Below are 25,287 nucleotides of genomic sequence, written 5' to 3'. Positions count from 1 at the left end.
GCCCACTCACTTAAAAGCCAAGCATGAAGAGCAAGTTTTTCCGTCTCGCAACGTCAGGATTCGCTGTTGTCGGAACCGCAGTGGGTCTTAATTTCCTGAACGCAGTTTCATCTGTTGAACTATTGAGCTTGAACCAGTTTGGGCAGAACACGCACCGAGTTTCAGCACAAGAAGAAGCTGAAGATGATGTGAATGTTCGTGTCTACAAAGCTGCAAGCCCTGCCGTTGTCTCAATCGATGCGGGGAAAGGGACAGGCAGCGGTAGTATTATCTCCCCAGATGGCTTGGTACTGACCAATGCGCACGTAGTCGCTGGATCTGAAACAGTGAAAGTGACGCTGGCAGACGGGCGCTCTTTTGATGCGGATGTGGTTGCGTTTGGTGACGCAGGGCTAGATTTGGCAGCTATCAAAATTCGCGGACAAAATAACTTGCCGACATTGCGGCTAGCCTCTCCAAATGCTGCTCAAGTCGGGCAACGTGCTTTTGCTATTGGCAACCCATTTGGACAGTTTCAGGGCACTTTCACCACTGGAATCGTCAGCCGGATTGACCGCGATCGTGGATTGCTTCAAACCGATGCTGCCATCAATCCTGGCAACTCTGGGGGGCCGCTCTTAAATAGCCAAGGAGACATCGTGGGCGTGAATAGCGCCATCTTCTCACCCGGAGAGCGATCCGGCAATATTGGTATTGGCTTTGCTATCTCTATCGATCGCGTTCAGCCTTTTCTAGTGGCGGTTCGTGAAGGACGCGCCTCCAGAGTGGCTCAGCAGTCGCCAATGTTGGGCGGTGGGCAAAGAGCGGAAAAAATCACCTTGAATAGTTCGATACAGGGGAAACTCGATCGCGCCAGTGGAACGCTCTCGTCAGACAATAGCTACTACAACGCCTATACCTTTGAAGGTAGAGCTGGACAGAGCATCGTGGTGGAGATGTCTAGTAGTGACCTTGACTCTTATCTAATATTGCTCTCATCTGACGGCACGGATATTGCTCAAGATGATGATAGCGGCGGTGGTTCAAACTCTAAGCTAGAGGTGGCTCTACCTGCTGACGGAACCTATACCATTCTGGCAAACTCCTACGGCTCAGGACAAACGGGAAGCTACAGTTTACGCATAGCTGCTAACTCAGGTTCTCAATCGCCTAGCACCCGACCCAACACTCAGCCACAGCCCAACAGTCCTCAGCCCAACAGCCCTCAGCCCAACAGTCCTCGACAGGGCAGCGCGCAAGAGGGCAGGGCTTTGCTGCAACAGCAGGGAAACCTAGGGCCTGGCGCACCTGTATTGGAATCAGATGGCAGCTTTTACCGCGAACACACCTTTCAGGGTAACGCAGGGCAAACCATCACCGTTTCGCTCGAAAGCTCAGACTTCGATACTTATCTGATGGTGCTAGATAGCAACGAGCAGCTGTTGGGACAAAATGACGATGTTTCTACCAGCAATACCAATTCATCTCTAACCCTGACGCTTCCCGCGACGGGAACCTACCGAGTGATCGCCAACACCTTCGATAACACGGGGAATGGACAATACACTTTGGTCGTTCGCTAGCGCTTAGAAAACCATAGCTGTAGCTAGTTAGAAAAGCCCGATGCCTCTTAGAAACATTGGGCTTTTTTTGCAGCCGATTGCCTATCGAAGAATGAAGCAGGGCAAAGCTAAGGACGATCGCGCGTTCCCTCAAGCCCTTCATGAAATCAGTGTTTTTTCGATTCGGCGGTCAGGAATGAGCCAGATAGCGGCCACGAGAATATACAGCGCACAGGCAAGTCCTGAGTTTACAAAAGCCAAGGGAATAGCGACGGCATAGACAACCATCGATATTTTGCCTTTTGAGTCTCGACCGATCGCTGTTGCTAAAGCCGAATCTTGCCCATGGTGAGCCACTAAGACACGGGTAAGGATGAAATAGGCGAGCGCAGCTAGAAATAGAATCACGCCATATAGAGCCACGGGCAGGGCGGCAAAATGGTTTTCGCCCATCCAACCTGTGGCAAAAGGGAACAGAGACAGCCAAAACAATAGGTGTAGGTTTGCCCAAAGGATAGGCCCATTGACGTGCTGGACTGCCTGTAACAAATGGTGGTGGTTATTCCAGTAGATGCCTAGATAGACAAAGCTAAGGACGTAGCTTAGAAATACTGGAGTTAAAGGACGTAATGCAGCCCAATCAGCGCCATGGGGCACCTTCATCTCTAACACCATAATAGTGATAATAATGGCAATCACACCATCGCTGAATGCCTCTAGCCTCCCTTTTCCCATAGGTAATTACCTCTCTTTTACTAACCTTGGGAGTCAGTATGACATCTGGACGATTTTTAGAATACACCTCGTCAAAATCTCATTTAGTCAGCATGGTGTATACCCCATCCCAGGATTCCGATGGCGACTGTTGAGCGTATTGCTTAGCTCGATCGATCTGCATAGCGACCGCCTTGTCGCCTGCTCGAATTCTTTGCGCCTGCTCGAAGTGACGGATAGCGCGCTGGAAGTCTCTGGCAGTGTAGGCATCGCGTCCAGCTTGGTAGAGATCGAGAAAATCTTGAGTGGCAGACGGTAGGGGGATGGCGCGATCGCCAATCAGCTCATAAATGCGCACAGGCTTATTTTTGCCTTTGACTCGGATGCGATCGAGTTCACGTACCCAAATTTTGTCTTGGCACAGCTCATAGGTAAACTCACTGAGAATAATGTCACAGCCATACTCTTTGGTTGCTCCTTCTAGTCGAGAGCTAATGTCTACGCCATTGCCGATGACGGTGTAGTCCATTCGCTTTTGAGAGCCAATGTTGCCGGACACCACGGCTCCAGAGCTTAAGCCAACGCCAATCCGGATGGAAGGCAGAGCGGCAAGCTGACGCTCTTGATTAAAGTGGGCAAGGCGTTGTCGCATATCTAACGCCGACTGAACTGCCATCCAGGCATGATTTTCTAATGGCAGGGGTGTACCAAATACCGCCATCAGGGCATCGCCCATGAATTTATCCAAAGTGCCTTCATGGTTAAACACCGCCTCTACCATGGTGCCGAAATAGTGATTCAGCAACGACACGACCTCTGAAGCTTCCATTTCTTCAGTTAGCGAGGTGTAACCGCGAATATCCGAGAACAGAATGGTGACTTCCTTCCGCTCGCCCTCCATCAGCGCCTCATCACCTAACGCCATGACCCGCTCGGCAACGCCGGGATTCATGTAGCGATATAGGGTTGTCTTCATGCGCTTTTCCTGGCTAATGTCTTCTAGCACGATTAAGCCGCCCCGGACGCTGCCTTCAGGATTGGTCAACGGGTTGACGGTGAGATTAATGCTGCGCTCAATGTTGCGCATCGGAGTACAGGCTTTTGAATCACATAAGCCCATGGTGAGCGTTTGTTCAGGAATGTAGTTCTTTTTGCCCGTACTGAGGCTGGCTTCTAGATAGGTTTGCAGCTGGTCGATCGGCAAGATTTTCCACACCAGACAGCCCTTCAGATCTTCGGCACAGGTGTTGATCTGATGGCAATTGGCGCGATCGGGCAAATCACAGCCCAGCAGATTGAGAGCGGCATCGTTGATGGTGACAATCCTGCCCTGCATATCGGTCGAGATGACCGCATCCGAAAGGCTTTGCAGAATATCTTTTTGGTACTGCTTCTCTAGCAAGACATGTTCAAAGAGCTGAGCGTTTTCTAGGGCAATACCCGCCTGAATGTTAAAGGCGCGCATGAATTCCTCATCAGAGGTGGTAAAGCTGCCTTGCTTTTTGTTGATGAGCTGAGTCACGCCAATTAGCGTCCCTTCAGAGTTGTAAACCGGGATACAGAGAATCGTGCGCGTCCTGTAACCCGTCAGCCGATCGACACTAGGGTCCCAGCGGGGGTCTTGGTAGGCATCGGTAATGTTGAGGCTTTGCCTGGTAGAAGCCACATAGCCCACGATACCCCGATCGATCGGCAACCGAATTTCCATAATGGATTGATCATCTGCCGTCGTCACTTTTGACCACAGCTCACGGCGATCTTCGTCCACGAGAAATAATGTGCTGCGGTCGGCTCCCATGAGCTGCTGGGCTTCGTGCATAACGGAATGCAACGTTTTTTCGAGATCCAGACTTTGCCCCAGAGAAGCAGTCGCCTTGAGTAAAGCCGTGACCCCTCGCTGATTACGAGCCGCCATATAGAAAGAGTTGCAGCTTTCTAGAATGATGCCCATAGAGGCAGCAAATTCACGAAATCGCTGCTCATCGCCTTCGTCAAAAGGTGCGCTGCCCTGTTTGTTAAGCAACTGCACGACCGCAACCACATGATTTTTGGTGCTGAAGATCGGCATACAGAGAATGTTTCGTGTCCGGTAGCCTGTGCGCTGATCGACATCTCGATTAAACAGAGGATGGCTATAGGCATCGGTAATGTTGAGACATTGCCCCGTAGCCGCAACCTGTCCAGCAATACCGACCGTCAAGGGCAAATGAATTTCTAGCGATCGCCCCTTTTCGTCTTGAGCGACCTTTGCCCAAAGCTGCCCCTTTTCTTCATCTACCAAATAAATGGTGGTGCGATCGGCTTGGAGAATTTGCCCAATTTTGAGCGTGAACGCCTCCAAAATCTGCTCCAGCATGGTCTCCAGCGCTTCATTGTTGATCATGTCGATCGCCCGGAGGAATTGCTCAAACTCGCGGGTAATCTGATCTAACAAATCGACAAACTGCGGCACGGGCAAGTCGCGAACTCGGTTCGTCAGATCTCCCCTACGGTTTGCCTGAGTCAGAGTTGCCAACATGCCATTGGAGGGAGCAATTGTCATGAGGATTCACGGGGGCATACGACAGGAATCAAACGCTTAGAAATTAGGTAAGTTCTACACTCACGCACCTAACTCATGCACCTATTTTGCACACCACTGATAGTTTGAAAGTCAACTTCTTGCACATCTTCGTTATATGGCATTCGCAAGGCATCTACCTATTAGATTTGTTGAAGAAGCTGCGATCGGTTGTTAGGTAAGTGTGAATTAAGAAGTTTTACGGATGCTGTTCTTGAGAATACTCTCCGTTTCATCTATCGTCGGTATTCCTCTCCACAGTCTCCTATGAGCTGATATAGATCGCGCGATCGGCTCACTACCGATTCAATTTGCAGGTAGTCGTCCTGATCCAGCTTCAGATCAAACACCCTGGCATTATCCTGAAGATGCTCTGAAAGACCTAGCCTTGCACCCACGATCGCCCCCGCTACCATCGGCTGATCCAGCACAGACCGAACCGCGACGTTAGCGATCGAAACACCATGCTTTCGGGCGATCGTATCCAGCACCTCTAGGAGCTGCTGAAACAGCTTCCAGCCTCCCCAAGCATCCACCATTTGCTTGTACTTTCTGAGCGAAACCGTAGCCAAATCCCAGCGTCCAGGCTCTAACTGTCCCAGATAGTGCTCTGAGAATAGTCCTCCACACAAGCTGCCATAGGTGAGGAGCTGAATGCCATGTTCCTGACACAGCTGCACCATTTGGACCTGGGGACGGCGATCGACTAACGAATACTGCACCTGATTAGAAACAATCTGGATATTATTATCTAGAATGATCTCCAAATGTTTTGTATCAAAATTGGTCAAAGCCAGATGTTTAATCTTGCCTAGATTCTGGAGATCTGCCAAATGTTTCAGCGCATCCAGATAGTTCGTGTCTTGATAATCCCACCAGTGAAACTGCATTAAGTCCAGACATTTCACATTCATCCGCCGGAGAGAAATGCCAACATTGTGTTCTACAATTTGACGCGTCATTCGTCCCGATCGAGGCACCCATTTGGTAAACGCCTGAATTTGCGAGAGTGCCGCCTCACCCTGGGCTGCCTCTAGCTGCCGTCGAAACTCACCGATAAAGTTTTCTGCTGGGCCATAGTGATCGGCTAAATCCCAGGTGGTGTACCCTGCGTCAAAGTAAGCAAACATGCTGGTAATCGCCTTAGGCGGATCGATCGCTCCATGACCTCCCGACACCTGCCACATCCCGTTTAAAATGCGGCAAATTGTCAGATCAGGAGTGAATTTTAGTTTGCTAGATTCCGGTAGGCTCATGCTACGAGTTGCAATATATCCATAACGCCATTTCTGATGCAGAATGATTGAAGCTGAGTTAAACAAACTTAACAAACTCTGTAGTACAGTTGCCCAATGACTGCATTACTCTAAATAGTTGACTTAAAGTGACCCACTTGAACGGTTAATTCAAGCTCCTTAGAACCCGCACTCGGTGACCTGAACAGCATTTAGTGACCTGAACAGCAATTTGTGACCTGAACAGCAAGTGTCCAAATATCACCGCTGACGTTTTACAGGGCATGGCTTCACTATAAGCTTTGCATCACTATAAGCTTTGCATCAAACGATCGAGGGAGCGATTGAACAGCCAAATCTACAATCCCACAAAGAAATTGAATCCAAGTCCCCGTTACCCATGATGAATCGACAGATCAAAGATTTAGGGAAAAGCTTAGCGCTGCTAGTTGGCATGGCGTTATGTGGATTGGTCGTCCTAGAAGCAACTCAGCAAGGAGTCAGAGCCGTTGACCTGTCCTCAGCGCACTCGACTCGATCGCCCCAGATTCCATCCTCTGTTCCATCTAAGGGAGAGGCGATCGACCCAGCCATTAGTTTTAGCGTTGATGCTCCTGACGCTAAAACCTCGGCATTGAGTGCGGGTAAAGTGGACGATCCGCAGCAGCCTCTTTCCCAAATTTCGCCCAACCAAGTTGCTGCTTCAGTCAATGCTTGGAACGGTGCTTCTTTTCCCGTCGAGAGCTTTCAGGCATACACCTCACCCTTTGGGTACCGACAATCCCCTAGCGGCGGCTACAGCCAAGAGTTTCACTACGGGCTAGACATGGCGGCTCCAGAGGGCAGCTATGTGCGCAACTGGTGGGGCGGCAAAGTGGTGGAAGTCTCGGATGAGAGCAATTGTGGGACTTCGGTTGTGGTGGAATCGGGCAATTGGACGCATATCTATTGCCATATGGAAGGACATGTCGAAACAGATAGCCGGGGACGCTTCATGCTCGATCGCGAAGGCGGTCTCCAGATCTACGAAGGTCAACAAGTGGTTGCGGGGGCAAGAATTGGGCGCGTGGGCATGACCGGGCGGACGACAGGGCCACACCTGCACTGGGGCTTAAAGTATGACGGCAATTGGGTAGACCCTGCCTATGTGCTGCAAGCCATGTATTCAGGTCAGGAAGCCGCATCGCAGGCAGCAGGCGATCGCCTTCAGTAAACGCCACTCGAAGCTAGCCGACTACACCAGAGGCAATAAAATTTCAAACTCAGTCCCGCTCTGCATCTCTGTAAAGTCAACATCTGAATCGCCAGCTGAGCCTTGAGATAGGGTTCCTGGACTTGAAGTTTCTGCGCCCAAAGTTTCTGCGCCTAAAGTTTCTGGACTTAATTCTGGACTTAAAGAGCGAAAGTTGAGTTTGCCGCCATGCTTTGCAGTGACGATTTGATAGCTTACCCCTAAACTGGTTTCCTTAGCCGCTCGCTGCTCTGTGGAAAAAGACGCTAAAATCTGCTCTCTTTTGTCAGGCGAGACTCCTGAGCCATTGTCAGCGATTCGAATCGACACCCAGCGCTCACGGGCTGTATTTTTGCCGTCAGAATGGGCAAGAACTTGAGTCGTAATGACAATTCGGGCTTTAGAAAGCCTTGATGCAGGCTGCTGACCCAACTCTGCGGCAATGCCCTGTCTGACCGATCGATTGAGCAAAGCATCTACAGCATTCGTGAGAATGTTAATGAACACCTGATTCAGCTGTCCGGCGTAGCAGGCGATCGGGGGAAGATGACCATAGTGACGAACAATTTCAATCTCGCTACTCAGACGACTTTTAAGCAGCAGCAAGATGCTGTCAAGGCATTCATGTAGATTAGTAGGTTTGGGGTAAACCTCATCAATGTGACAAAAGTTTTGGAGGCTAGCCGAGAGTTTTTTAAGGCGATCGGCTCCGGTTCTCATACTGATCAGAGTTTGGGGCAAATCCTGCCGCAGATAGCTTAGCTCAATGTCTTCCTGGATCTGAGCGATCGCCGCCGGAACCTCTGGCAAGTGCTGCTCATAGGCTTCTAAAAGCGTCAAGATCTGGCTTGTGTAGTGAGAGACATGCACTAAGTTGCCCCAGATGAAGCCGACCGGATCAAGAATCTCGTGAGCAACGCCATCCACCAAGCGTCCCAAACTCGCCATTTTTTCAGTCTGGATCATCTGCACTTGGGCGCGCTCATAGCGAACCTGTGTTTCTAGACCCCGAATTTGCCAGTAGGCAATGTTGAGTTCATGGACATCCAGCAACTGATAGGTCTGAGGCTCATGGTTCTGAAGCTCATGGTTCTGAAGCTCGTGGCTCTGAACGATAATCGGCTCATTGCGCTCTTGGGGCGATCGCCGCAATGCCATCTGTGCGGCAACCATAATCGATGTTGTAGCGGGCAATATCAAGCTACAGCTACGCGCATAGCTATACAGAACCGACAGCGGCTGCTGCAAAAACGCCATTCCCTGAGGACGAATCAAAAACTCCAGCAATCGCTGCCGAGAAATCATGCCCAAAAAGCGATCGCCTTCCAGCAAAATAGCTCCGGGCAGTGCAGGATAGCGCTCAAACACTTGGGCTAACGCTTTACCAAGAGTCTCGTCTGAAACTTGGCAGTGATGCAGTGGCAATTCTGCCAGAGTTGACTCTAGCGAAAGCTCTGGGGAGTGAGTCTCACTTTGAAATCGTCGCTGGGACTTACCCTCAGAAGATATCTTGCAAGCAGGCAGCACCGAGTCGCAATTCTGGGCATCAGCTTGAGTATTCGAGTAGGAGATAGTCATGAATCGACCCATCGTGATTCAGAACAGCGGAAAGAGTTCAGCAGGATCGGCTTAGCCAAACAGCAACACTCAGCCAAACAGCAACACTCAACCAAACAGCAACACTCAGCCAAACAACATTTGGCCAAACAAGATATTCGGCTTCGTTATGCCCTAAGAGTGCCCAATGATCCACTCTTCTCAACAGTTCTTGAAATTTGTGTGAAGGATTTCTACTGCCAACTGGGTATATTCCCTTCATAAGCATCTGATGAATTACGCTTTGGATCAATGACTCAGAGCTACGCTAAAGGTGGAGCTTTCGTCAAAAAAATGCGTTCATACCGCTATTAGTAGCGTTATCATTCGCTGTGAGAAAACCATATTCTCCTAGAGCTAAGTCAAATTCTGCAAAGCCTGATCTTGGCAATCTGACCTTAACTTAGCCCGGTCTTCACTTAAATGGTGACTTAAATAGTGCCTGGGCAACCATTATTCAATCAGCCCACAGCAAGCCTAAATATTCCCAAATTCCCCTACTTGTAAGAGCGTTGACCATGACTGCTGCGACTGCCTCTATCCTGATTTTTGTTGACGCTACGGTCGATGACTATCAGAGCCTCATTCAGGGTGCTAATCCGACCGCTAAAGTTGTTGTTCTTGACCCCAGTTACGACGGCATTCAGCAAATTAGCGATGGGCTAGAGAGCAATCGCAGCATCACCCATCGCCAATCTACCAGTCTGCATATCGTCTGTCACGGCAGTGAAGGCAGCTTGCGTCTGGGATCAACGCAGCTCAATTCGAGCAATCTGGGGCAGTATGCAGCGCAAATTCAGCAGTGGCGAGACTCTCTGACTGAAGATGCTGACATTCTGCTCTATGGCTGCAATGTAGCCTCTACAGCGGACGGTAAAGCCTTTGTGCGGCAGATTAGCCACCTCACCGGAGCAGAAGTTGCAGCATCTGAAAGCTTGACAGGCAGCGCCAGACAGGGCGGCAACTGGGATCTGGAGTTCGCGACGGGCAGGGTGAAGTCGGCGATCGCCTTCCAGCTCGAAACGCTAGAAGCCTACGCTGGCGTATTAAATACCTTTAACGTCAGCACCTACACTCAGCTCAAGGATGCCATTAGCGCCTCCCAGACTACGCCCGAAGACGACGTGATTAATCTCACGGGCAACATTAACTTGACGGCGGATCTGCCTGATATCACCACCAACATTACCTTTGTTGGCAATAGCTACACAGTCAGCGGCAGCAATACCTATCGTCCGTTTACCGTCAGCAGCGGCACGGTGGTCTTCTCCAATCTCACGATCGCCAACGGCAGGGCATTTGGCACGCCCGGAGTTCCTGGCACCGATCAGGCGGGGGGCGATGGCGGCTTTGGTAGAGGCGGGGGTCTGCTAATCAATGGTGGTAGTGTCTCGCTCGTCAACACCAGTTTTCAGAGCAATCAGGCGATCGGCGGTCAGGGCGGCAATAGCCTCAGTGGGAGCGGCGGCAGCGGTGGCAGTGGGCAGGGTGGCGCGGTCTACGTTAGTGCTGGAACTTTACGCATCAGCACCACCAGCTTTAATAGCAACTCTGCTGTTGCTGGATTAGGTGGCACTGGAGCGACAAATGGCTTGCTGGGGCAGGGCAAAGGCGGCGCAATTTTCGTCAACACAGGCGCAACGGTTATTTCCGAACGTACGCCCGCCTTTAACGGCAACACTGCAACTAGCGCTTTGGCGATCGACACAGACAATGCCAACTTATTTGGCGCAGTAACGGTGGTGATTCCGCCCACTGTTACCGCACTGAATCGCGCTCAGCCCGAACTCACAGCTGCCACCAACGTTAGCTACACGGCGATCTTTGATCAAGATGTAACGGGGGTAGATGCCGCCGACTTCACGCTTCAGTCCACCGGAAGCATTGCAGGAGCGGGAATTGTCTCAGTCGTGCCCGTCAGCGCCAGTACTTACACCGTCACAGTCAATACGGGCACGGGTCAAGGCACCCTGAGGCTGAATCTAGTAGATGACGACACGATCAAAAATGGGGCAGGGGCGCCTTTAGGCTCTACAGGGGTCGGCAATGGCGCTCTAGGAGGACAGTCTTATACGATCGACAAAACGCCGCCCAAAGTCTTTTCCATTGCCCGTAAAGGCAGTAATCCTACGGCAGCAGCAACGCTCACCTACACCGTGATCTTTGATCAGGACATCACAGGAGTTGATGTTGCTGATTTTGCCTTGGCGGTTTCTGCCACCCCACCGGGAGGAACCATTACCGGAGCCAGTGTTACCTCCGTTACGCCCGTCAATTCTAAGACGTTTGATGTTGTCGTCAATTCCGGCACAGGCAACGGCGATCTGGCGCTGAACTTGGTGGATAACGACTCGATCGCCAATACCCTAGGCGTGGTGCTGGGTGGTGCTGGCGCAGCTAACGGCGACTTTGCCGGACAGGCTTACACCATCAATAAAACGCCGCCTTCTGTCTCCTCAATCGTTCTGGCAAATCCCAATCCCACGAAGGCGAGTACGGCACAATACACTGTTACCTTTAGCCAGAGCGTTACCGGAGTCGATGCAACTGACTTTACTTTAGCAACGGTAGGCGTGACAGGAGCCAATATTGCTTCTGTACAGGCAGTAGATGCTTCAAACACCAGCGTTTACACGGTCACTGTCAATACAGGCACAGGCGACGGCAGCTTAGGGCTAAATCTGGCAGACAATGACACGATCGCCAATAGTTTGGGGGTGACATTAGGGGGCGCAGGTTCGGGAAATGGCAACTTCACTGGGCAAGCCTACACGTTGATCAAGAGCAGCCCAGTGGTGTCGGCGATCGCTTTGGTAAATCCTAGCCCAACGGCATCTGGCACCGTGAATTACGCTGTCACCTTCAACCAGGATGTGACCGGGGTAGATGCCGCCGACTTTGCCCTCACGGCATCAGGCATTACGGGAGCTGGCATTACAGGCGTGACGGGCAGCGGCAAAACCTACACCGTTGCGGTCGCTACAGGCAGCGGCAGCGGTTCCTTGGGGCTGAGTCTGGTGGACAATGACTCGATCGCCAATGGAGTCAGTACAGTCTTGGGCGGCGCAGGATCGGGCAACGGCAATTTTGTAGGGCAAACCTACACCGTCAACAAAGTGCCGCCACGCGTCAGCTCCATCAGCCGATTGGACACGAACCCCAGCAATGCCGCCACCGTCAACTTTGCTGTCATCTTCAATGAAAATGTGATTCAGGTAGACACCAACGACTTTGCCCTAACGGCTCAAGGCGTTTCGGGTGCGCGGATTGCGTCCATTACCCGCGTCAACGGCAGTTTTTACACTGTGGCGGTGAGTGCAGGCAGCGGCAATGGCTCCATTGGACTCAGCCTGGCAGACAATGACTCGATTCTCAACACTCTGGGCGTAGCGCTGGGCGGCACAGGTGCGGGCAACGGAAACTTTTCGGGCGAGGTTTACAGTCTCGATCGCACTGCGCCCTCCGTAGACATTGTGGATGTAGCTCCTGACCCGCGTCGAGACAAGATAGATAGCGCGACGCTAAGGTTTAGCGAGGCAGTCAGCGGCTTCAATCTCTCAGATCTGCGCCTGATTCGCGGCGATGTCAACATTTCTCTGGCAAAGGCAAGCCTGACCTCCACAGATGGCATTAACTGGACGTTGGGTAATCTCCGCAAGTTGACCAACCAAAGGGGCGACTATTCTCTGACTCTCGTGGCAGGTGAAAGCGGCATCCGAGATGCTGCCGGGAATGCTTTGACGGGCAACGCCAGCGATCGCTGGACAAACCTGGTAACGGTCAATGCCTGCCTCCCCGGAATTAATTTGAGCGGTACGCGCAGAGCCGACAACCTGCAAGGTACAGATGACAGCGATACGCTGCGAGGATTGGATGGCAACGATGTTCTGACAGGCTTAGATTGTCAAGACAGGCTAATCGGCGATGGCGGCAACGATCGCCTCATAGGTGGCGAAGGCATCGATAACTTACTGGGGGGATCTGGCAACGATACGCTGGAGGGCGGCATAGACGCGGATACTCTGAATGGCGGTTTTGGAGCCGATCGCTTTGTCTATGCTGGAACGAATCAGGCGGCAGCTTTGTCCAATTCTCTGGTGGATGCACCCGATCTCGTGAAGGGCTTCAGGTTTTCTCAAGGCGACAGGTTCCAGCTTAGTTTCAGCGGCGGCAATAATCGCCGAGGCGATCGCCCCAGTAGGTTATTTAACGCAGGGAGAGTCGGCGGCGGCAACCTCACCGCAGCAGTCAGATCAGCATATGCCGATAAGAACCAAACCTCTTCGAGTTCCCAATCGCTTCAGGGCAACGAAGCTGTCTTCTTCAACTGGCGCGGGCAAACCTACCTATCCATCAATGACAGCAGCCGAGGTTTCTCAACTTCTCGTGATTCTGTAATCAACGTCAACGGCATCGGCTTGAGGTCGGGCGATGCCAGCGCCGGGACGCTGAACACAGCCAATTACTTTATCTAAATTGCCTTCTTGCTGAGCCACTCTGGTCAAGAAGCATACGTAAATTTACTGAGTTCTAGCATTAGGTCTATAAAACATATACTTTTTAGCGCCAATTTCATAGCTAAAAGATATACCGTTTTGACGTTAAAGGGCAGGAATTTTCTAAGCTGTTTTAGGATAAGCAGTTAGGAGCGATCGCTCAATATTCGCAGCGATCCAGAGCTAAATCTCTAAAATCCGTTAAACAAAGCTCTTTCGCCACGTAAACCACTGAACTAAGCTTTTTTTCAGATTTTATAGCTGTCGCCAGTTTGCTTAGGACATTTAGGGTAGGGCACGAAGCGCCCCACCCTAAATGTCCCCATCCCAACCACTTTAGCGGTTGCTATACAAAGCCCTGCATGCTCAAAAAGCATGATCTTTGGCTAGGCTTAGCTCCTGAGTTTGGCATACTGACTCACTACCTATCTCCGTGAAAATCTGGAGAAAACGTAAACTCTCAGCGAAGCTGAAGTCCTATTTAGGTAAATTTTGGACAAACCGCCTGAGTTTTACGCTCTTCGGGCATCTACTTGTGTTTAATTTAACTGAGTAGGGTATATTTACGTAAGCAAAAAATGTATCCATAAGAACATTGGATTCTATATCCATTATTTCTACTGAGACTCTACAAGAACCTTTTGAGCCGCTCATTATTTTCTCGCAGTTCCTTATAAATCACCCAAAGCCATTCTGCTATGACATCCACCTTTTCTTGCACTACCCTCCTGGTCGTTGATCCGACAGTCAGTGACTATCAGATTCTCGTTGACGGTGCTAGCCCTCAGACTCAAGTCGCTGTCCTCAACCCTGGCCAAGAAGGCGTTGCCCAAATTAGCGCCATCCTATCTCAGTACAGCGGCATTAAAAGTCTACACATTCTCTCCCATGGAGCGGCTGGACAACTGCGTCTCGGTTCTAGCCTACTGAACTGGCAAACTTTTGAACGTTACGCCATAGAGATTCAGAATTGGGCAGCTGCATTGGTGGAGGGTGCCGATATTTTGCTGTATGGGTGCCAAGTTGGGGCAGGAGCGATCGGTCAAAGCTTCGTCCGGCAGCTCAGTCAGCTCACCCAAGCCAACATTGCCGCATCGGCAAACCTAACGGGACATTCTGCTCTGGGTGGCGATTGGCAGCTAGAGTTTACGACAGGTCAGATCAGCAGTCCTTTGGTTTTTGAGGCAGAGGCGATCGCTGCCTATAGCGGCGTGCTGGCCATCACGATCAACGAAACTTTTTCCCTAGCAGATGTCACAGAAACACCCTGGCTGTTTGGCGTGGATGCCTCCGCTACAGGGCAAGACCAGCCTTACCTGACCGCTAGACCCACCCAAGCCGCCTCAGCCAACGGGCTTCAGGGCAATCCTCCTGGCAGTACGCCAGACCCGGTAGGCAACGGTACCTTAAGGCTGACCACCACCAGAACTGACCAAGCAGCTTTTGTCGTCTACAACTCGCCTATCTCCGCAACGGGCGGTCTGCAAATCACGTTCGATTTCTTCTCCTATGGCGGCACAGGTGCAGATGGCATCACCTTTTTCCTAATTGACGGTGCCGCTAATCCCACAGCAGGTGGCGCATTCGGAGGTTCCATTGGCTATGCCAATAGATCAACGCCGATCGCAGTTCCAGGGATCGCTGGGGGCTACCTGGGTATTGCTCTTGATGAATTTGGCAACTTCTCCAATCCCTCTGAAGGACGCATTGGTGGCCCTGGACAAACCCCAGACTCCGTTTCCGTTAGGGGCAGCCAAGCCAACGGCTATCAATATTTGACCGGAACAGGCACACTGCCTTTTAGCATTGACAATCCGGGCGCAGGAGCCACACGCGAGAATTCTAAACGCACGGCACAAATTGACTTGACTGCTGCTGGAGTATTAACCGTGCAGGTTGACGGTAACGGAGATGGTGACTTTGTGGATGCGGGCGAACAGGCCATCACCAATTTCAACGTCGCTGCGGTCAATGGCGCATTGCCAACCTCCTTTAAGTTCGGCTTTGCCAGCGGTACAGGAAATCAAACCAATATTCACGAAATTCGTAATTTGGTCATTGATTCCAATCTTCTGCCCAATGCCATCGATGCCTCGGTGCAAGTTGAGCGAGGCGCGACGGTAAATCTGACGGGCTTGTCGGCAGTGGATACAGATGGCACGATCGTCTCCTACACCCTTTCAACGTTGCCTACTGCTGCCAGCGGTACGCTCTTTCTGGGTAATCCAGCCACAGGCGGCACGGCAGTCACCGCTGGACAGATCCTCCAGCCCGGACAAATTACTCAGCTTTTCTTCCAGGCAACTTCCACCTTTACCAGCGGCAGCTTTACCTACACCGCTACTGACAATCGTGGTGGCACTGACCTTATCCCAGCGATCGTTTCTCTAGCGCGTCCGGGGGCAGTTAATCAACTTCCTGTAGCTCAAGACGCCAGCGTTGAGCAGATAGAAGCCAACACGCCCAAACAAGTGACTGGGGTAATTGCAACCGATCCAGATGGGACGATCGCCTCTTACACCCTCCTCACTCTACCCAAGGCTGCCAGCGGCACGCTCTTCCTGGGTAATCCAACAGCAGGGGGAACTCTCGTCCGGGCAGGGCAGCAGTTAACTCCTGCTCAAGTCAACCAGCTCTTTTTCCGGGCAACAGATGCCTTTAGCCTTGATACCTTTACCTACACCGCAACTGATAACGCAGGAGCCAGTGACCTTACCCCGGCAACTGTGACGCTGAGAGGCATTCGCAACGATCCTGCTCCCGTTGACGGTTGTGTCACAGGACGCACGATGCCAGGTCATGCCCCCAGCGAGAACTTGATCGGTGGCAACCGGGCAAACCGGATCATTGGTTTTGCAGGAGACGATCGCATTAAGGGTCGAGGCTGTGGCGATCGTATTGATGCAGGGCTAGGCAGCGACTGGGTTTCGGGCGGAGATGCCAACGATACGATTAAAGGGCAACAGAGCAATGATCGGCTTCTAGGCGATAAAGGAAACGATAATCTCTCCGGCGGTTTAGGTAGCGACAGTCTGTATGGCGGCAGAGGCAGCGATACCATTGGCGGCGGACGGGGCAACGATAGTATCTATGGCAGCACAGGCAACAACACCATTAAGGGCGGGCTAAGCAACGACACACTCTACGGCGGCAGAGACCAAGACCTGCTTAACGGCAATAGCAGCAATGATGTTCTGCTAGGTGGCAATGGCAACGACACGCTTCAAGGTGGCTTGGGTAGTGACCAACTGAACGGCGGTAACGGCGACGACATCCTCTCAGGGGCACGGGGCAATGACACTTTAAAGGGTGGAAAAGGTCGCGATCAATTTGTCTACAATGCCACCACAGATGCGATCGATACGATCGCAGACTTCCAGGTCGGGCAAGACAAAATTGTCGTCAAGAGCCTCTTCTCGAAGTCCGGCTATGGCAGCAATAGCCCTTTTAGAACGTATATCAAGCTCGTGCAATCGGGTTCTAACGCGATCGTCAGCATTGATGGCAACGGAGACAGAGCAGGAGGCTTTCTCAACCTGGTAACGGTGCTTGGTGTCAGTTCCACCAGCTTAACTGCCAGCAGCTTCGTAGTGTAGCGTTACCCTAACAGGCTTTTGTAGCCGCATTCACAGCGGTCAGGCTGTACCTTGAAAGACCTAAAAAAGCTGAGCGTTCTCGTCAGAAAACGCTCAGCTTTTTATTGAGATAGCGCCACTCTTAGCCAGCCTGATTGCGATTCCAGAGATTTCGTCGCTTTTTGGGGAATGTGACTTCCAGGGAGCTGTGAAAGTCTTCCTGAACTTTATGGGTTAGACAGCGTGAAACCTGTCGCACAATTTGGTTGAGGAGGCGATCGCCCGTAGTTTGGATCAGCGGCTGAGGCAGGGCATGGATAAAGCGGGGAAATTGAATCATTACGTTCAAATCCAGCTCCCACTCAATCCGCGTGATGCGCTCAGGAGTGCCTGCATTTTGGGAAGCATCTGACGCAATTTCTACAAGCTGCAATGCTGCCCGGAAATCGACATCGTAGCCTGGTGGCTCATACCCCGGCACTGCAATGGTTTGAATTCGGTAAATGCCTTGATCTTGAGGCAGCAGGTTCAAACCCACTTTCGGTTCCACCTCGTAACCAAAAGAGCCAAATTTGCCGATCGTTAAAGCATAGCCATTGTCTCCAATCAACTCAGCCTTCATAGGATGGGCGCAGCGAGGAAACCACTCCCGATGAGCGTCTAAATATCGAGCGACGGCTGCAGCATCCGCATACATTTCCATGCAGCTCTCAAAAGCACCGTGGAAGCAAGATACTTCACCGCTTTGCGCCTTCTCCAGACTACCCTCAACATGCTCTGAGGTAGCACCCAGAATCAAGCTGTGCGTTGTTTGAGCATCACTGGAGTAATATTCAGCCGAATTTGCCTGCATAAAACGCTTTCCTGCAATCGTTGCTGTACTGTTGTCTGCCCTGCCCCACAAGCGCTGGGGTAAGATGGGCTAGAGCTTAATAATCTGTTACGCGATCTAGCTTAGCAGTCTATTAGGTGAGGGGTCAGCCCCCTACCTGTCTCTTCACCAACACAGCATATCCCTGAATTTATTTTTATAACCATGACTGATCTACGGAAAGACGCATGAATATTCCCTGATGTGAGACTATGAGCACACTGGATTTACGGAGATATCGAGTTTACGGAGACGCAGAGTTTTTGCTCAAGTTCCTGGCAATAACTCTCCCTATCCGACTCTGATTCAACCTAATCCAACCTGATGACTGGCTGAAATTTTATTGGGTTTCGCAGAGGGTGAAGTTATGAAGGTATTTGTTGCGGGAGCCACAGGGCAAACTGGACGGCGGATTGTGCAAGAGTTAGTTCGGCGCGAGATTCCAGTGCGTGCTATGGTCAGAGACTTAGAAAAAGCGCGGCAAATTCTACCCAACGGCGTAGAGCTAGTAATTGGCGATGTCTTAAAGCCCTCTGGGTTGGAGGAAGCGATCGCCGATTCCACCGTTCTCATTTCAGCAACGGGGGCTGCCCCCAGCTTTGATCCAACGGGGCCTTACAAAGTTGACTTTGAGGGCACTAAAAACCTGGTCAATGCCGCCCGCGAGAAAGGCATTCAGCAGATTGTCATGGTTTCTTCGCTCTGCACCTCTCAGCTCTTTCATCCCCTTAATCTGTTCTGGCTCATTCTCGTTTGGAAAAAGCAGGCAGAAGAGTACCTTCAGCGCAGCGGCATAGACTATACGATTGTCCGTCCGGGTGGCTTAAAAAATGAAGACAATGCCGATGCGATCGTTCTATCGGGTGCTGACACGCTATTTGACGGCAGCATTCCCCGCAGTAAAGTGGCTCAGGTTTGCGTAGAGGCTCTGTTTCAGTCCGAAGCCAAAAACAAAATCGTTGAAATTATTGCTAAGCCCGATGCGCCCGTGCAATCCTTGGAGGCTCTGTTTGCTAACGTTGCGTGAAAGTGATGGCGATCGGCTGAACCAGAGAAACGCTAAACCTGCTGCAGATTGGATTGGGCGGGAGCTACGCCCCCACCCAATCCAATCTAAACATCATAATCTGCAAGAGGTTTACTACAAACCTGCTGAAGATGTTCCGAAACGGGATGAATCGAGTAGATTAAGAAAGCTATAGCCAGCTAAAAAATCGTGCCAGGTACGCTGTGTCGTCTGAAAATAATCACTCCTCCCCTTCTGCGGATCAAAAGCCCGCTAGTGATTCATCTAGCGCTTGGTGGTCACTGATCTGTGGTGTAGCTATCTTGACGCTCGTTGTTCAGCTCAAGGGCTTTCATGGATTGTGGCGATCGCCCTTTGAACCCGAATGGAACTTTACTCCTGCGCCTCTGGTAATGAGGGGCGGCGATCCCTATTTGCGGGCACTGATGCGCACTATTTCTGCAAGTGAGTCGAATGGCGCTCGTCCGTACTCGTTGCTCTATGGCGGTGAGCATGTTAGCGACTTGAGCCAACATCCAGATCTGTGTGTAACGATCGTAGTAGGTCCTAACACAGGCAACTGCACGACAGCCGCAGGACGCTACCAAATGTTGACCTCAACCTGGTTGGACAAAGCGAGAGAGTACCACACTCAAAATGGTTCACTCTTGTTTTGGGGATCATCTTACAGCTTTGAGCCAGAGGATCAAGATCAGGTGGTCTATCGCTGGCTAGCTGACCCCAGCGCCTGGGGAGGAGTTGATCTGTCCCAGATGTTGCAAGACGGACAGATAGCTGAGGTGCTATATCTGCTTTCGCCCACCTGGACAAGCTTGGGCTACGGGATTGAAACCAATGATATGAGTAGCGCCTTGCCCCAAATTTATGATGAAATGCTGCAAGAAGAGCTACAAAATTCGGGATGAGGTCGAGAATACCGTTACGACATAAACACTGTTAAACCGACATACCTGTACTTTTATCCTGATATACCCCTCACTGGCATGACAGAGACTAAACCGCGTGATGTGCAAGTGGCTGAGATTGGTGCAAACACCACCGTGTTGCGATCGCGCACTTGGGATCGGCTGCGATTTGAGATTGAATATGCTCGTCAGAAAGGCACAACGGCAAATTCCTATTTAATCCAAGCCGATAAGACTGTCCTGATCGATCCGCCCGGAGAATCTTTTACGGAAATTTTTCTGGAAGAGCTTTACCATCACACCTATCTCCAGCGGATTAATTACGTGATTTTGGGGCACATCAACTCCAATCGGATTAACACCCTGAAGGCATTGCTAGGTCAAGAAGCCGCGCCGCAAATTACCTTTGTTTGCACCCGTGCTGCTGAGGTGGCTCTGCGATCGGCATTCCCTCACTGGAATCTGCGCGTCATTGTTGCCAATGCCGAAGACACAATCGATCTGGGGCAGGGTCACGTTTTGCAGTTCATTCCCACACCCACACCGCGCTACCCCGACGGGCTTTGCACCTACGATCCGGCAACTCGTATTCTCTACACCGATAAGCTGTTCGGCTCTCATCTCTGCGATGAGCCAGTATTCGATGAAAAGTGGAAGCTGCTGGACGAAGATCGGCGCTACTACTTCGACTGCCTTCACGCCAGCCAGTTTCGTCAGGTCGAGACGGCTTTGGACAAGCTGGCTCCCTTCTCGGCGATCGCCAAAATCTATGCCCCTAACCACGGCCCGATGGTGCGCTACAGCGTCAGCCGCTTCACGTTTGACTACCGCTATTGGTGCGAACGCCAGCAGGTGCAGGATCTCAACATAGCGGTGCTGTACGCCTCGGCCTATGGCAACACGGCAATTTTGGGGAACGCGATCGCTCAAGGCTTAATTCAGTCGGGCGCAGCCGTGCAGACGATTAACTGTGAATTGGCAAGTCCGGCAGAAATCACTCAGATTTTACAGGAATGTGACGGCTTTATTTTCGGCACGCCCACCTTAGCAGGTCATGCGCCGACGCAAATCCAGACGGCATTAGGCATCGCTCTCTCTAGCGCCGCCAGAACCAAGCTAGCAGGAGTATTTGGCTCCTATGGCTGGAGTGGAGAGGCGATCGATCTAGTACATACAAAGCTGCAAGATGCGGGCTATCGCATGGGATTTGAGCCGATTCGCGTCAAATTTAAGCCGACAGACGAAACCCTGCGGGAGTGCGAACTGGCAGGCGCGGAGTTTGTTCAAACCCTGAAGAAAACTAAAAAAATTCGGGCACCCCGTCAGACGGGTGTAGAGGTGCAAGCCGATCGCACAGAGCAAGCCGTCGGTCGAATTACAGGCTCTCTTTGCGTCATCACCACCCACCGTTTCAGCAAGCATCAGGAAATGTTGACCTCCTGGGTGTCGCAAGCCACCTTTAATCCGCCGGGACTGACGATCGCCGTGCCTATGAGTCAAGGCGAAGCAACGCTACCGACGATTGGCAGTCAGTTTGTCCTAAATGTTCTGAAAGAGGGCAGAAATCTGCGACGCTTTTTCCTCAAATCTGTGGCGAATGAAGATGATCGGTTAGGGGCGATCGACACCCACCCAGCAAATAACGGCTGCTTAATTTTAGATGAGGCGCTGAGCTATCTGGAATGCACGGTGCAGTCTCGGATGGAATGCGGCGATCATTGGCTGATCTACGCCACTGTAGACAACGGCAAAGTGTTGGAAGCGGTGGGCGTGACGGCAGTTCAGCACCGCAAGTCAGCGATGCAATATTAATCAGCGATGCAATATTGGAGTACTAGAGCGGACGGACGATCGAACAGGCAGGAAGCTCTGCCGAGCCAAAGACAGGCGCGGGATCAAGCCCAGCAATTTGCTTAAACTGTTCGGGCGTAATGGTGCTGACGATCGGCTGACTTTCCCAAGCCTTGAGCCGATCATGGGCTTGCACCAAAAACTCTACCCCTCTCACCAGCGGCACCGTCAGCCAGTAATCAATTAAAGTTTCGATTAATGCCAGCTCGATCAAAGGGCGAGGATAAAGTTGCAGTAATTCATCCAAGTAGAGATCAAATCGATTGACCTCATCACCGCCGAGACAGTAGCTGCTGACAATATGCTTAACGCGCTGTCGGCTTAATTTTTCCCAGATTTCCATTAAACCCTTAGCCCAAAACTTCCAGTTGCAAAGTCATCTCTTTGTTTTTAATCCTTTCCCATCCTACCTACATTCGCAAATTTCTTATGCAGAAATCTTGAATAGTTTGCAGGCAATCTAATGTTTCAAACTTAATTGATGCCATCAAGCTTAAAACAAAGTAAGTAAAAAACGCGATAGATTCTAGAAGACATCGCAAGAAATCTATGACGGGCGAAGATTTACACCAGCTCTTACTCACTAAATGGGGTCGTTCCTATGACCTGCAAATTCGTAAAGGTCATGACAAAGTGTTTCTGCAAGTGATGTGGAAATATTTGGAGCAAGCCTCATTTCCCATGAGCGAAGCCGAGTATGCGGAGCATCTGGAGACGATCGCCAATTACCTCAACGCCTGGGACAGCTTGGCACAGGTTGAAAGTTTTATTGCGGCAACGAAAGAGCGCCCTCGCTTGGGAAAAGCCGTCAGCATCCCACTAGATTTGGGCGATCGCGCCTCAGAATGGCTCCTAGAAAACTAAAAATGCAGGGTTTGTAGCCCTGCATTTTTAAGAACATACCGAGGAGATGAACTCTATTTTCCTGTCAAAACCACCATCCCAATACCGCCGAAATAGAGTCCCAAAACCGCCCCTGCCAGAAGGCTCTGTGTGACCGGATCGGTCGAAGGCGTGAGAACTGCACCCAAGACGGCAGCACCCAAGATGACATAGCGCCAGCCCGCTAGCATCTGCTTTGAGTTAACAATATTTAGCATTCCCAATAAGAGCTGAATCACCGGAATCTGAAAGGCTAGCCCCGTGCTAAACAACAGCAGCAGCACAAACTCAAAATATCGCTCGATCGACCAAAGCTGCTCGACCACGCCTTCGCCATAGTTGACAAAGAAGTTGAGCGCCGCCGGAATCAGGGCAACGTAGGCAAACGCCAGCCCTGCAACAAACAAAATCGTCGAGCCAAAGACGATCGGAGCCAGCAGACGACGTTCGCGGCGAGTCAGACCGGGCACTACAAACTGCACAATTTGATACAGGATGAACGGACTCGCCACCAAGATGCCGCTGTATGCCGCCACCTTAATCGACACAAAGAAATACTCACCCGGCGCCAGCTGAAGGAACTTCGCACCTTTTGCAGGGACTTCCAAAAGCTCAACGATCGGATTGACAAAGATAAAGCAGATCACCACGCCCACCACGACTGCCGCCAGCCCATAGAAAATTCGCAGCCGCAGCTCTTCAAGATGGTCGAATAGCGACATTTCTGCCTCATCGGGCAGATCGTCGTCGGGATCACCATAGCGATCGCCGATCGCCTCGACGGCCATATCAGTGGCTAAAGCAGCCTCAGCAGAAATTTCCAGGTCGGAAGAAGCAGTCATAGACAATTAATCTGAGGGTTGGCAATCCTGTAGCACTCTCATATTAGCCTAGCGTTTTCAGAGCCATAAACTCCGATCGCGCTAACGTTCTGCATGTTCTAATTGCAGCTCTTGAATTAAAGTCTCTAGTTCAGATTGGTTGGCTTTGTAGATCTGACCGCAAAACTCGCAGATGGCTTCAGCCTCCCCCTCTTTATCAATGATATCGATTAGTTCGTCTTTGCCCAAAATTTTGAGGGCGCCGAGGACGCGATCGAACGAGCAGCCGCAGTGAAACCGTACCATCTGAGTTTCTGGAAAGATCTCCAGACCCATATCTCCCACCAAATCCTCAAAGATTTGCGGCAAAGACTTTCCGGCTTGCAGCAGCGGCGTGAAGCCCGACAGCGCTGCGATGCGAGATTCCAGCTTTTCCACAAGCGCCTCATCTCTGGCGGCTTTGGGCAGTACCTGCACCAGTAATCCTCCTGCCGCCGACACGCCTGTTGCCCCCACAAACACGCCCACAATCAGCGCTGAAGGCGTTTGCTCAGAACTCACCAGGTAATGGGTGATATCGTCACCAATTTCCCCAGAAACCAGCTCTACGGTGCTGGAATAGGGGTAGCCATAGCCAACGTCCCGCACCACGTACAAGAATCCCTGACTGCCCACGGCACCACCCACGTCAAGTTTGCCCTTCTCGTTAGGAGGCAGCTCTACTTTGGGATTGCCGACATAGCCGCGCACCGTGCCGTCTAATCCGGCATCCACGAGAATCCCTTCTAGAGGCCCATTGCCCCGCACACGGAGGTTGACCCGCGATTCAGCTCGCTTCATGCTAGAAACCAGCAACAGCCCTGCTGACATCGTTCTGCCTAAAGCCGCCGTTGCCACGTAGGAAAGCTGGTGTCGCTGTCTGGCCTCTTCGGTGAGGCGAGTGGTAATGACTCCAACGATGCGAATGCCCCCCTCGGCGGCTGTCGCCCGAACCAATTGATCTGCCATGAAAATCCCGTACACTTCTTAACAGTTTCTTCTTTTATTCTAGAGGGAGTGGCAGCGTACTTTTGGGAGGCGATCGCATGGATCAGTATTACAAGCCGGAACATTTGGCTCAGTTTGCTCAGGTCAGCCAGGGTAATCCTGAGCTAGCCGAAAAGTTTTTTGCCTACTATGGAGCTGTGTTTGCCGAAGGAGCACTCTCTGTGCGCGAAAAAGCCCTGATTGCCCTGGCGGTTTCCCATACGGTGCAATGTCCTTACTGCATTGATGCCTACAGTACAGAATGCTTGAAGCAGGGATCTGACCTGGAGGAAATGACGGAGGCTATTCATGTGGCAACTGCAATTCGGGGCGGTGCCTCGCTGGTGCATGGGGTGCAGATGCTGGAGCATGTTAAACAGTTGACAATGTAGCTGCTGTCCTTTGTCCTAACAGCCAAGACAGTTGCTAAATAACCCACAACCCTGTAGCTGAAACTGTAGGGCTGCGGTCAAGATTCCGCCAAAATTTCTTCGTTCAGTTTGCTGAGCTTGGTGGCAAGGTAGGTTTTGATTGCATTAAGCTGCTGTGTTTTCTCAACAATTTCTTCAATCTTGCGCTCCATGATCGCAACTTGATTGCGTTTAGACAGGGTACCGTCTCCCCACTCATCAAGCAGCTGTTTGATTTCGCTGAGCCTAAACCCCAATCCTTTGCCTTGAGCGATCATCAGAAGGCGTTCTACCGTTTCTTGGCTGTACTCCCGGTATAGTCTTGTTCCTGCTCGTCGATCGCTGGCAACAATAAGTCCTATCTTTTCGTAAAAACGAATCGTGTCCTTCGACAATCCTGTTTTCTTGGACAGTTCACCAATCAACATAACAGTAACCCAAATCTTCCAGAAGCCCCTTGACTGTGGAGTATACTCCATAGTTTACTCTGCTTGGTATAGCGCTACGAGAACGAGTTAGGACATTATTGTAGAGGTAGAGAAGCGT

18 protein-coding genes are annotated in these 25,287 nt (G+C 51.3%); 9 read left to right on the top strand and 9 right to left on the bottom strand.

What is annotated here, in order from left to right; translation table 11 throughout:
* Window positions 1–23 precede the first annotated feature (23 nt).
* The gene (locus tag AC5JMP_RS18625; protein ID WP_495852982.1) at window positions 24–1,562 is read left to right on the top strand and encodes a trypsin-like peptidase domain-containing protein; all 1,539 of its coding nucleotides are present in this window, start codon (window positions 24–26) and stop codon (window positions 1,560–1,562) included.
* A 138-nt stretch (window positions 1,563–1,700) separates the two neighbouring features.
* On the opposite strand, the gene AC5JMP_RS18620 is transcribed toward AC5JMP_RS18625, so the two are convergent.
* The 3 genes from AC5JMP_RS18620 to AC5JMP_RS18610 all read right to left on the bottom strand — a co-directional run bounded on the left by AC5JMP_RS18620 (window position 1,701) and on the right by AC5JMP_RS18610 (window position 6,071).
* Entirely contained in the window at window positions 1,701–2,276 is a 576-nt protein-coding gene (locus tag AC5JMP_RS18620; RefSeq protein WP_495852981.1) for a TMEM175 family protein, read from the bottom strand.
* A 79-nt stretch (window positions 2,277–2,355) separates the two neighbouring features.
* Entirely contained in the window at window positions 2,356–4,797 is a 2,442-nt protein-coding gene (locus AC5JMP_RS18615) for a GAF domain-containing protein (RefSeq protein ID WP_495852980.1), read from the bottom strand.
* A gap of 254 nt (window positions 4,798–5,051) precedes the next feature.
* Entirely contained in the window at window positions 5,052–6,071 is a 1,020-nt protein-coding gene (locus AC5JMP_RS18610) for an aldo/keto reductase (RefSeq protein WP_495852979.1), read from the bottom strand.
* A gap of 379 nt (window positions 6,072–6,450) precedes the next feature.
* Here AC5JMP_RS18610 and AC5JMP_RS18605 point away from each other — a divergent pair, with 379 nt between their 5' ends.
* Complete coding sequence (locus AC5JMP_RS18605) at window positions 6,451–7,263, top strand: M23 family metallopeptidase (RefSeq protein WP_495852978.1); 813 nt, start codon at window positions 6,451–6,453, stop codon at window positions 7,261–7,263.
* 21 nt (window positions 7,264–7,284) lie between these two features.
* Here AC5JMP_RS18605 and AC5JMP_RS18600 read toward each other — a convergent pair whose 3' ends face one another.
* A complete protein-coding gene (locus tag AC5JMP_RS18600; protein WP_495852977.1) occupies window positions 7,285–8,859 on the bottom strand; it encodes a sensor histidine kinase in 1,575 nt (524 codons plus the stop codon).
* A gap of 536 nt (window positions 8,860–9,395) precedes the next feature.
* On the opposite strand from AC5JMP_RS18600, the gene AC5JMP_RS18595 reads away from it, so the two are divergent.
* The gene (locus AC5JMP_RS18595; RefSeq protein WP_495852976.1) at window positions 9,396–13,352 is read left to right on the top strand and encodes a DUF4347 domain-containing protein; all 3,957 of its coding nucleotides are present in this window, start codon (window positions 9,396–9,398) and stop codon (window positions 13,350–13,352) included.
* Between the two features lie 719 nt (window positions 13,353–14,071).
* Window positions 14,072–16,969, top strand: a complete 2,898-nt coding sequence (locus tag AC5JMP_RS18590) for a DUF4347 domain-containing protein (RefSeq protein WP_495852975.1) — start codon at window positions 14,072–14,074, stop codon at window positions 16,967–16,969.
* A 121-nt stretch (window positions 16,970–17,090) separates the two neighbouring features.
* Here the strand turns inward: AC5JMP_RS18590 and AC5JMP_RS18585 are convergent, their stop codons facing one another.
* Entirely contained in the window at window positions 17,091–17,801 is a 711-nt protein-coding gene (locus tag AC5JMP_RS18585; RefSeq protein ID WP_495852974.1) for a DUF1997 domain-containing protein, read from the bottom strand.
* 385 nt (window positions 17,802–18,186) lie between these two features.
* On the opposite strand from AC5JMP_RS18585, the gene AC5JMP_RS18580 reads away from it, so the two are divergent.
* The 3 genes from AC5JMP_RS18580 to AC5JMP_RS18570 all read left to right on the top strand — a co-directional run bounded on the left by AC5JMP_RS18580 (window position 18,187) and on the right by AC5JMP_RS18570 (window position 21,563).
* Window positions 18,187–18,846: an SDR family oxidoreductase gene (locus AC5JMP_RS18580; protein WP_495852973.1), complete on the top strand. Its 660-nt coding sequence runs from the start codon at window positions 18,187–18,189 to the stop codon at window positions 18,844–18,846.
* Between the two features lie 284 nt (window positions 18,847–19,130).
* Window positions 19,131–19,751 carry a glycoside hydrolase family 24 protein gene (locus tag AC5JMP_RS18575; protein ID WP_495853107.1) on the top strand — a complete coding sequence of 207 codons (621 nt, stop codon included), beginning with the start codon at window positions 19,131–19,133 and terminating at the stop codon, window positions 19,749–19,751.
* A gap of 78 nt (window positions 19,752–19,829) precedes the next feature.
* Window positions 19,830–21,563 (top strand): diflavin flavoprotein, encoded by a 1,734-nt coding sequence (locus tag AC5JMP_RS18570; protein ID WP_495852972.1) that lies wholly within the window; start codon window positions 19,830–19,832, stop codon window positions 21,561–21,563.
* 22 nt (window positions 21,564–21,585) lie between these two features.
* Here the strand turns inward: AC5JMP_RS18570 and AC5JMP_RS18565 are convergent, their stop codons facing one another.
* The gene (locus AC5JMP_RS18565) at window positions 21,586–21,945 is read right to left on the bottom strand and encodes a hypothetical protein (RefSeq protein WP_495852971.1); all 360 of its coding nucleotides are present in this window, start codon (window positions 21,943–21,945) and stop codon (window positions 21,586–21,588) included.
* A 206-nt stretch (window positions 21,946–22,151) separates the two neighbouring features.
* Between AC5JMP_RS18565 and AC5JMP_RS18560 the strand changes: the two genes are divergently transcribed.
* Window positions 22,152–22,466: a DUF3067 family protein gene (locus AC5JMP_RS18560; RefSeq protein WP_495852970.1), complete on the top strand. Its 315-nt coding sequence runs from the start codon at window positions 22,152–22,154 to the stop codon at window positions 22,464–22,466.
* 53 nt (window positions 22,467–22,519) lie between these two features.
* Here AC5JMP_RS18560 and tatC read toward each other — a convergent pair whose 3' ends face one another.
* Window positions 22,520–23,272 (bottom strand): twin-arginine translocase subunit TatC, encoded by a 753-nt coding sequence (tatC, locus tag AC5JMP_RS18555; RefSeq protein WP_495853106.1) that lies wholly within the window; start codon window positions 23,270–23,272, stop codon window positions 22,520–22,522.
* Between the two features lie 135 nt (window positions 23,273–23,407).
* Window positions 23,408–24,313 (bottom strand): Hsp33 family molecular chaperone HslO, encoded by a 906-nt coding sequence (gene hslO, locus AC5JMP_RS18550; RefSeq protein WP_495852969.1) that lies wholly within the window; start codon window positions 24,311–24,313, stop codon window positions 23,408–23,410.
* Between the two features lie 77 nt (window positions 24,314–24,390).
* Between hslO and AC5JMP_RS18545 the strand changes: the two genes are divergently transcribed.
* Complete coding sequence (locus AC5JMP_RS18545) at window positions 24,391–24,723, top strand: arsenosugar biosynthesis-associated peroxidase-like protein (RefSeq protein WP_495852968.1); 333 nt, start codon at window positions 24,391–24,393, stop codon at window positions 24,721–24,723.
* 77 nt (window positions 24,724–24,800) lie between these two features.
* Here the strand turns inward: AC5JMP_RS18545 and AC5JMP_RS18540 are convergent, their stop codons facing one another.
* Window positions 24,801–25,220, bottom strand: a complete 420-nt coding sequence (locus tag AC5JMP_RS18540) for a MerR family transcriptional regulator (RefSeq protein WP_495852967.1) — start codon at window positions 25,218–25,220, stop codon at window positions 24,801–24,803.
* Window positions 25,221–25,287 lie beyond the last annotated feature (67 nt).

Source organism: Drouetiella sp. (assembly GCF_059504425.1).
This window is presented reverse-complemented; position numbering and strand designations above follow the sequence as displayed.

Bases quoted from the DNA above. Each gene is read 5' to 3' on its own strand.
- AC5JMP_RS18625 (WP_495852982.1), top strand. From the start codon at position 24: ATGAAGAGCAAGTTTTTCCGTCTCGCAACGTCAGGATTCGCTGTTGTC.
- AC5JMP_RS18620 (WP_495852981.1), bottom strand. From the start codon at position 2,276: ATGGGAAAAGGGAGGCTAGAGGCATTCAGCGATGGTGTGATTGCCATT.
- AC5JMP_RS18615 (WP_495852980.1), bottom strand. From the start codon at position 4,797: ATGACAATTGCTCCCTCCAATGGCATGTTGGCAACTCTGACTCAGGCA.
- AC5JMP_RS18610 (WP_495852979.1), bottom strand. From the start codon at position 6,071: ATGAGCCTACCGGAATCTAGCAAACTAAAATTCACTCCTGATCTGACA.
- AC5JMP_RS18605 (WP_495852978.1), top strand. From the start codon at position 6,451: ATGATGAATCGACAGATCAAAGATTTAGGGAAAAGCTTAGCGCTGCTA.
- AC5JMP_RS18600 (WP_495852977.1), bottom strand. From the start codon at position 8,859: ATGACTATCTCCTACTCGAATACTCAAGCTGATGCCCAGAATTGCGAC.
- AC5JMP_RS18595 (WP_495852976.1), top strand. From the start codon at position 9,396: ATGACTGCTGCGACTGCCTCTATCCTGATTTTTGTTGACGCTACGGTC.
- AC5JMP_RS18590 (WP_495852975.1), top strand. From the start codon at position 14,072: ATGACATCCACCTTTTCTTGCACTACCCTCCTGGTCGTTGATCCGACA.
- AC5JMP_RS18585 (WP_495852974.1), bottom strand. From the start codon at position 17,801: ATGCAGGCAAATTCGGCTGAATATTACTCCAGTGATGCTCAAACAACG.
- AC5JMP_RS18580 (WP_495852973.1), top strand. From the start codon at position 18,187: ATGAAGGTATTTGTTGCGGGAGCCACAGGGCAAACTGGACGGCGGATT.
- AC5JMP_RS18570 (WP_495852972.1), top strand. From the start codon at position 19,830: ATGACAGAGACTAAACCGCGTGATGTGCAAGTGGCTGAGATTGGTGCA.
- AC5JMP_RS18565 (WP_495852971.1), bottom strand. From the start codon at position 21,945: ATGGAAATCTGGGAAAAATTAAGCCGACAGCGCGTTAAGCATATTGTC.
- AC5JMP_RS18560 (WP_495852970.1), top strand. From the start codon at position 22,152: ATGACGGGCGAAGATTTACACCAGCTCTTACTCACTAAATGGGGTCGT.
- tatC (WP_495853106.1), bottom strand. From the start codon at position 23,272: ATGGCCGTCGAGGCGATCGGCGATCGCTATGGTGATCCCGACGACGAT.
- hslO (WP_495852969.1), bottom strand. From the start codon at position 24,313: ATGGCAGATCAATTGGTTCGGGCGACAGCCGCCGAGGGGGGCATTCGC.
- AC5JMP_RS18545 (WP_495852968.1), top strand. From the start codon at position 24,391: ATGGATCAGTATTACAAGCCGGAACATTTGGCTCAGTTTGCTCAGGTC.
- AC5JMP_RS18540 (WP_495852967.1), bottom strand. From the start codon at position 25,220: ATGGAGTATACTCCACAGTCAAGGGGCTTCTGGAAGATTTGGGTTACT.